Source organism: Alcanivorax sp. HI0083 (assembly GCF_001635175.1).
In genome coordinates this window covers 1-8202 of sequence record NZ_LWFX01000960.1, presented here as the reverse complement: position 1 = coordinate 8202, position 8202 = coordinate 1, and the positions used below count along the sequence as shown (strand labels likewise).

Annotated in this window: 6 protein-coding genes; all 6 read right to left on the bottom strand. The window is 56.5% G+C overall.

Annotated features, from left to right (window positions below):
- On the bottom strand, positions 1-1227 hold a 1227-nt coding region (locus A3754_RS11025; protein ID WP_197468624.1), incomplete at its 3' end, for a type I restriction endonuclease.
- A gap of 31 nt (positions 1228-1258) precedes the next feature.
- Positions 1259-2563: a restriction endonuclease subunit S gene (locus A3754_RS11020; protein ID WP_063519718.1), complete on the bottom strand. Its 1305-nt coding sequence runs from the start codon at positions 2561-2563 to the stop codon at positions 1259-1261.
- Entirely contained in the window at positions 2560-3564 is a 1005-nt protein-coding gene (locus A3754_RS11015) for a virulence RhuM family protein (RefSeq protein ID WP_063519717.1), read from the bottom strand. The genes A3754_RS11020 and A3754_RS11015 overlap by 4 nt, the downstream gene beginning before the upstream one ends.
- Complete coding sequence (locus A3754_RS11010) at positions 3561-5732, bottom strand: class I SAM-dependent DNA methyltransferase (protein WP_063519716.1); 2172 nt, start codon at positions 5730-5732, stop codon at positions 3561-3563. The genes A3754_RS11015 and A3754_RS11010 overlap by 4 nt, the downstream gene beginning before the upstream one ends.
- Before the next feature lie 76 nt (positions 5733-5808).
- Positions 5809-6612: a mechanosensitive ion channel family protein gene (locus tag A3754_RS11005; protein WP_063519715.1), complete on the bottom strand. Its 804-nt coding sequence runs from the start codon at positions 6610-6612 to the stop codon at positions 5809-5811.
- A partial coding sequence (locus A3754_RS11000; RefSeq protein WP_156496953.1) for an AAA family ATPase occupies positions 6605-8202 on the bottom strand: 1598 nt, incomplete at its 5' end. The genes A3754_RS11000 and A3754_RS11005, both read right to left, overlap by 8 nt.

Sequence of the window (8202 nt, the reverse complement as noted above, 5' to 3'; positions counted from 1 at the left end):
CTCGCCCTTGTTGGCCAGGGTTTCCATGGCCTGGGTGATAAAGGGAAACTTCTGAATGGTGGAAATAATCACCGGCACGCCGGAGGCCAGCGCCTGGGCCAGTTGCTGGGTGTTGTCGTCGATCTTCTGTACCACCCCCTGTTTGTGCTCGAACTGGTGGATGGTGTTCTGGAGCTGCTGGTCCAGAACCCGCCGATCGGTAATCACCACCACGGTATCGAACACTTTCTCGTCGTTGCCGTCGTGCAGGCTGGAAAGCCGGTGGGCCAGCCAGGCAATGGAATTGGATTTGCCGGAGCCCGCAGAGTGCTGTACCAGATAGTTGTGCCCTGGCCCCTGTTCGCAGGCGCTGGCCACCAGCTTTCGCACGGCATCCAGTTGGTGGTAGCGGGGGAAGATCAGGGTTTCCTTCCTGTGGCGTTTTACGCCCTGCTTGGTGACCACCCGGGTTTCGCTGACTTCCAGATGGAGAAAGCGCGCCAGAATATCCATCAGGCTGTCGCGGGTGAGTACCTGTTCCCACAGGTAGGCGGTGCGGTAATTACCATCGCTGGCGGGTGGGTTGCCCGCGCCGAAATGGTGGCCACGGTTGAAGGGCAGAAAGAAGGTTTTGCCGCCGCTCAAGCGGGTGGTCATGAAGGCCTGGTCAGGGTCCACAGCGAAGTGCACCAGCGCCCGTTCCTTGAAGCGGAAAACCGGCTCCGCCGGGTCCCGGTCGTTGCGGTACTGGTGCATGGCGTGGTCGGCGGTCTGCCCGGTCATGGGGTTTTTCAGCTCCAGAGTCACCACCGGCAGGCCATTGACCGACAAGACCATGTCCAGGGACTTTTTCGGGTGTGTTTCGCTGAAATGCACCTGCCGGGTGACCCGCAGGCGGTTGCTCGCATACCGCTGCGCCGCCTGGGGGTTCATGGTGCTGTTGGGGGCAAACCAGGCCAGTCGGAACGTCCTGCCGAAGCACTTGAAGCCATGACGCAGCACATGCAAGGCGGTTTTTGAGGCCAGCTCCTTGGTCAGGGCGGTGAGCAGTACCTGCCCGGCCCGGTCCCCATGAAGCTTGACCAGCGCCTGCCAGGGCTTGGGCTGGCTGGTCTCGATAAACGCCAGCACTTCATCGGGAAACAGCGCCAGTGCCGGATCAAAGTCAGCCGCATCACCTTTTTCATAGCCGCCGTTTTCCAGCAGCGACTGTTCCATGGCCTGTTCGAAGTAGATTTCCTGATGCATGGGCTTCCCCGGTGTGGTGCGTTTTGTCTGGTTATGGCGATCCGCTTACCTTGATCTGGCCAGTGACGGCGTTGGTGATCAGGGCGGAGCGGTATTCTTGGAGTCTTTTTATAACTTTCCCGACTTTTGTTGCCACATCGATCAATTTATTTTGATCTGCTTGAAGCTCCTGTGTGATGGTGAGCTGCTCGGAAATGGGAGGTAGTGGGATAGACAAATTTTCAATTTGACCGCAAGTGATAGCTCCTTTCGTGCTTCCTCCGCCATCACTCTCGTTTCTTAGGTATAAATAGGCTATTTCAAAAAGTGAATGGAGGTAGTCTACGTCACAAGTAGATGGAGAGGGTTTTACGAATACTAAATGCTGGTTGATTGTTGCTTCGATCTCTAGCTTTGTTGCCATGCCACGGGTTTTTCCCTGCCCGGTGATACCAATGAGAACTGCTGGTGGATTAATAATTGGAAGGTGGCAATCGTCCAACGCTAATTGTGTGACAAATTGATCTGATGCAGAGACCGAAGCTTTGTTAACAACGCCACTATTCAGCCAAGGAAAACTGCCGTTAGCCCAATAATCTGCATTTTTCCTGCTAGGCGTTGAGCCATTCCCTACCGAAGCAAAGAATTTAATGCGAGATGTCTCCCAATGTGCCGGAATCTCTCCCAACCACTCAATGCCACTCTCTTTCATCGCCACATCGGGATTTAGTCCCTTGGTGACGGCCTGGGTAATCTGAACAGTGCGTTTCTCGGCCAGTAGCGTCAGAAGACGTCGTTTTTTGGCGATAAGGCTGTCGATTTCGGCGGTTTTCTTGTCGAGGAAGTGGGCGATTATTTGTTGTTGCTTCAGTGGCGGGAGCGGTTGAAGCTGGTTGCCAATAAAATCCCAGCTTGCTCGTGGCATTTTGCTGCCATAGGTCGAGGAATTGATGTTCTTTATCGTGACAGGTGAAACTAGGAAATAGCGCAAATACTCAGGGAGTAGCTCTTCAGATGTCCTTAGAACCAAGGCTTCTGTGGAACACACGCCGTGATGCTGCGCCAGATGTACTTTGGCCAGATAAGGCCTGAGTTTCCCGAATAATACATCTCCTGGCTGAAAGTAACTGACAACGCCATCTGGAGAGGCATCTTCCTCTTCAATATAACGGCCCGTCCAAGGCTCAATGTGTTCCAATCCCATATACGGAAGCTGCGAGTCTCCATACGGTTTTTTTACCGAGATAAGAGAGACAGCAAACTTCAGCCGTTTCACACGCCAATCATTGGGCAGCTCGCCGGGCCAAAACACCGTGGATAGGGGGCAGGCGTTCCTTGCATTGAGGGTCTGATTCACTTTTTCCNCTCCTTCTTTATCTGCTTCTCCAACGCCTCCAATTCCCGCAAATCCTCGTCGTCGGCCTCCCGCGCTTCTGCCTGCCGCCGTTGGCTGTCAAACTGCGCGTAACGCTCATGGGCTATTTTCTGGGCCTGGTTGGCGCTGATCTCGCCGCTGCCTTGCAGAATCGGGCGGTCATTGAAGTCCAGCAGCTTGTCCACGTTATTGCGCCAGTAGTCCAGGGTCAGGTCCTTGCGGTCCCGGGCGCGGAGCTCGGCCTGTTCCAGGAAGATCACCACCAGCCGGTTGAGGGTGTCTACTTCCTTGGCGCTAAGGTAGTTCTTGGCGATGGTCACATCGGTCTTGCGTACCCGCAGGCCTTTCCAGGTGGTCAGGGCCATGTTGGGCTCATCCGGGTTGGCGCGCTGGACCACCAGCTCGGCGGCGGTGTGTTGGGTGACGGCGTAGAGCAGCTTGTTTTGCACTTCGGCGAAGAACAGCTGGGCATCACGGTCGTCGGCTCGGTAGTCACTGGATAGAGCGAAGAGGTCACGGACCTTCTGGTAGAAGCGCTTTTCCGAGGCGCGGATGTCGCGGATGCGCGCCAGCAGCTCGTCGAAGTAGTCCCGGCCGCCGGGTTCCTTGAGGCGCTCGTCGTCCATGACGAAGCCCTTGACCAGGTATTCGTTCAGGTGGGCGGTGGCCCACTGGCGGAATTGGGTGCCCCGGGGGGAGCGCACCCGGTAGCCCACGGCCAAAATCAGGGGCAGGCTGTACCATTTTACCCGGTAATTCTTGCCGTCGGCGGCAGTTGTCAAGGATTCCTTGACAACTGAATCCTCCGGCAACTCCTTGTCATTCAATATGTTACGAATATGCAGGCTGACATTCTGCTTGCTGGTATCGAACAGGGTGGCGATTTCCGCTTGGGTTAACCAGACGGTATCCCCCTCGGCCCGCAGCAATATTTGTGCCTTGCCATCGTCCGTGTGGTAGAGAATCAGCTCGCCCTGGTTCATGTGGTCACCTTCTTGAGCATGGCCAGAATGTCCTTTTCCAGCCCTTGTATTTCGCTTTCGATCTCTGCCAGGGCGCGCGGGGGCTCGTAGACGTAGAAATGCCGGTTGATGGGGATTTCGTAGCCCACCTTGGTCTTGCTGTGGTCGATCCAGGCATCGTCCACGAAGGGTAGCACTTCCCTGGCCAGGTAATCTTCGCAGTGATCGTGCACCAGGGGTAGCAGTTCACTGTTGTCAGCGTCCTTGTCGTAGCCCATGGGTAGCGGCAGGGTGATATCGGCGGGTAGCGGCACGATCTCGGTGTCACGCAGTTCGCTGTCCGGTTCAATGTCTCCCTTGCTGTTGACGCAAATTGCTGCCTCTGGGTCACGTTCAGACAGTGCGTTGAGGATGGCTTTTTTGATCGGGGCGGGCAGTTTTTCGTCGGCACGCTTGAAGGCAGCGTTGAGCACGTCTTCAAATTCGGTGCGATCCTGATAGAGGGTGTTCCTGAGCTTTTTCAGCAGCGCGATGATGCGCTGCTGGGTGGCTTCACCTTCTTGAACTTCCCGGTCGTGCTCTGCCTGGTTTTTGCGTTTTTTGCTGGTGGCCAGATTGAGGAAGGCTTTTTCCTCCCACAGGCGCTGGATGCGCTCGGCGCTGGACTGGAAATTCAGGCGCAGGGGGCGTTCCACGATGACCTTGAGGTAGCCGAAGTCCCGGTTGTCGAAGATTTTCGAGCAGATCCGTTTTTCCCGTTTACCGTTGAGGCCGACTTTGCAGGTAGCGCTGTCTTTGAAGTCGCCGTACAGACGGGTCAGTTCCTCGATGTGTTGATCGCCGAGCTTGTTGCGCTTGTTGCCCAGACTTTTTTGCATTTTCTGGTAGTGGCGGGTGCCGTCGATCAATTGCACCTTGCCCTTGCGATGGGCCGGCTTGCGGTTGCTGACCAGCCAGATATAGGTGTAGATGCCGGTGTTGTAGAAGAGCTGGTCAGGCAGGGCGATGATGGCGTCCAGCCAGTCGTTTTCGATGATCCAGCGGCGGATATTGCTTTCACTTGGGCCTGGCTCGCCATTGAACAGGGGGGAGCCGTTGAAGACGACGGCGATCTTCGAGCCTTCTCCGCCCTGTTCGGGGGCAGGTTTCATTTTGCTGAGCATGTGCAGCAGAAACAGGGTGGCACCATCGTTGATGCGGGGCAGACCGGGGCCGAAGCGGCCATGGAAACCCAGTTGTTTGTGTTCTTTTTTTACGAATTTTTCCTGGGGCTTCCATTCCACCCCAAAAGGTGGGTTGGCGAGCATATAGTGGAAGGTTTTATCCGGATGGCCGTCTTCAGTAACGCCGTCCCCCAGCGTATCGCCGAAAGCAATGTTGTCGATGGGTTCATCCTTGATCAGCAGGTCTGAGCGACAGATGGCCCAGGATTCGCCATTGTACTCTTGTCCGAATAACTCCAGATGAGCCTGAGGGTTCTGCTCGGTGATGTATTCCTCGGATACTGAGAGCATGCCACCGGTGCCGGCTGTTGGGTCGTAAATGGTACGGGCGATGCCGGGGGTATAGAGCTCCTCGTCGCCAGTGTAGATCAGGTGGGCCATTAGCTGGATGACTTCACGGGGGGTGAAGTGATCCCCTGCCTCCTGGTTGGCCTGTTCGTTGAACTTTCGTACCAGCTCTTCAAAGACATAGCCCATGTCGTGGTTGCTGACCTGGGCGGGGTGCAGGTTCACCTCCGGTCGGGTGAATTCCTGGATAATCAGGTAGAGCCGGTTGGCCTTGTCCAGCTTCTCGATCTCGGATTCAAACTCAAAGGCTTCGAAAATTTCGCGGGCGGGTTTGGAAAAACCGTGGATATAGCTGACCAGGTTGGAGGCGATATTGTCCGGGTCCGCAAGTAGCTTTTCGAAGGTGTAGGGGCTGATGTTGTAAAGCGGGTGTTTACGATCCTTGCTGGCTTTGCGAGCCAGGGCTTTGTGTAGAGCCTTGCCTTCAAGTCCCTTGGCCTGGAGTTTGTCGTATTCCTTGAGTAGAGCCTCTTTGCCAGGCGCGAGAATACAATCCAGGCGGCGCAGCACGGTCATGGGGAGCATGACCTTGCGATATTGTGCCGGGAGATAAGGGCCACGTAGCTTGTTGGCGATATCAAAGACGAAGTTGATCAGATTGGTGGTGTTGGCCGCCATGGGTGCCCTTTTCTTGGGAGAGATTACGATTTTGGGAGAGCGCTAATTAACCAGAAAGGGGCGTCAGCGACAATGGCTAAGCAGGCCGTCTGACGTCCGCCTCAGAAAATCGTTTGGACACCCGCACCACGATATCGCTCTGGAATGCTTTCTCGTAATGCACATCCAGCACATAGGCCTTGGCGCGCAAGCGAATGGCTAGCCGGTAGCCCACTTCAATTTCTTCAATGGCAAAGGTGACCGGTTTTTTCAGGTAGGCGTAACGGCTGGTGACGATGATTTCCTCCACGATGGCCTGGGCCTGTTCGATATCGGCATCCAGGGCTATGTGGAAGTCTGTAACGACCATCATGTCCAGTTCGCCGGCATTGCCGGAGGCCACCACGTCGGTGATAAAGCGTGAATTGGGGATGGTGACCAGGTTGTCGTCCAGGGTTTGCAGGCGCACGGTGCGCAGGCCGATGGAGACAATCTCCCCGTACACATTATCGAAGCTCACCCGGTCACCCACCCGGAACGGACGGTCGAACAACAGGAGCAGGCCGGCGACCAGCGATGCGGCAATGTCTTTCAGGGCAAAACCCAATGCCACCGCGATGGAGCCACCGGCAGCGAGCATAAACTCCTTGGGGGGTTGCAGCACCCCGATCACCAGCGCGATGGCGCCGACGGTGTAAAGAACAAAGCCGATCAAGGTGGTGATCTGCAGAATCAGGAAACGCCGGGTAGGCATTTTCTCGGTGATTTTCTGGCTGGCCTTGCTGATACCCCAGTTCAGTGCCCACAGCACCAGGCCGCCGATAAACAGCAGCATCAACGCATAGACGTTGAACAGTTCTACCACCACCGTGAGGTCGTTGACGATATTTCCATCATTCATTGAGCAGGTTCTTCCGTGTCAGGTAGCTGATCACCTGCTGGTACCACAGGGGCACCAGCCGGTAGCGGCCGTCATCGCTCTTGTGCAAAAAGCCCGCATCAAAACCGCCCTTCAGGGCATAACGCACCACGTTTTCCGACAGGTGTGTCACGGCGCTGATTTCGTGGCTGGTCAGGTTTTCGTGGGTGGCAATGGCGGCATAAACAAACAGGGAGTTGTCGCCCATGCCATCGAGAATGCTGGCCGAGGGGGCGTTGGGCAAGCCAACAGTGACCTGTCGACCTTTCACTTTCACCGAGGTTAAAAACAACCGTAGCGCGACCATGGGGTTGCCCCGGCTGGCATCCCAAAGCAGGCTGAAATAACGCTGCTCCGCATTGCGCAGGTTGCCGGCTTCCGGTCCCCGGGAAGAGAGCAAGACTTCGTCGTAACGTAGCTGGAAGCCACTCAGGTGGTTGCGGCTGAGAATCAGCGAACGGATATCGGTCTGTCCCCAGCGTTTTACCCGGATCACATTACGGAACTGGTATTCGCGGCCGAATACGTTGCACAGGTAAGCCCAGCTCTGGTTATTGATCAGCAACAGCCAGAACACGTTGTCCACCCGTGCGTTGACCAGATTCAGCACGGTGCGCCAGCCTTCCAGCCCGCCCAACTGCGCCAGGAAGAAATTCTGCGCTTCATCCAGTACCACCAGCGTGGGTTGGCGGTGTTCATCTTCCTTGACCAGTGCGGCAGGCCCGTCGTTGACCAGATCCGTACCCAGGGCATCGCCAATCAACTGGTGGATGGCTTCCGGTGTGCAGGTTTTCGCAGGCACTTTCAGGTGCAGGGTTTGCAGAGCCTGGCAGCTTTTTTCGAGCACCTTGTCGAGCTTGCCCAGTGACACGCTTTTGCCACAGCCTTTTTCGCCGGCGACGACCAGCGCGTTTTCATCGGTTTTGCCTTCATGCCAGCGCTGGATGCTTTTCTCCATGGCCGCCACCAGCCCGGTATCGATAAACGGGGTTTTGCTCGCATCGTCCGGCAGGGCCGAGGCAAACCAGCGCTCGTAGGAGGGGGCTTCCGTTTGCCCACCGTTATCGGTCTCGTCTTCATCGGTGGCCACCGTGGCGCGGAAACGAAACCAGCGGGCCTTGAGCCGCATGTACCAGTCGAAGTCAGCCAGCACCCGGTCCACAAAGCCCACCAGGAAGCTGATCAGGGCAACCGGCAGCAGCAACGGCGCGAACAGCCAGAACAGGGCGGGTTCGAGCAGGCGGGCAATCAGCGGGTCTATCCGTGAGGGCATCAGTGTCTGCAGACACACCAGATAGTCCTGGTGTCGCAAGGCCAGTAGCCTCCCCAGCCCCCAGTAAATGGCCACCAGCAGTACCCCGAGAAACAGGTAGTACATCAGCGACGGTCCCAGGCTTTCCCAAACCACAATGACTGGCACCCAGGGGACAATCATCCAGCGCGCCAGATTGCGGGCATGGCGTGTGACCTGTTGGGTCTGTCCGCCGCCCAGGTAGGCGTTGGCACTCTGGGCGACACGCATGACCAGCCATTCGCCAATCAGGCAGAGCAGGCCATAGATGACATACAGCT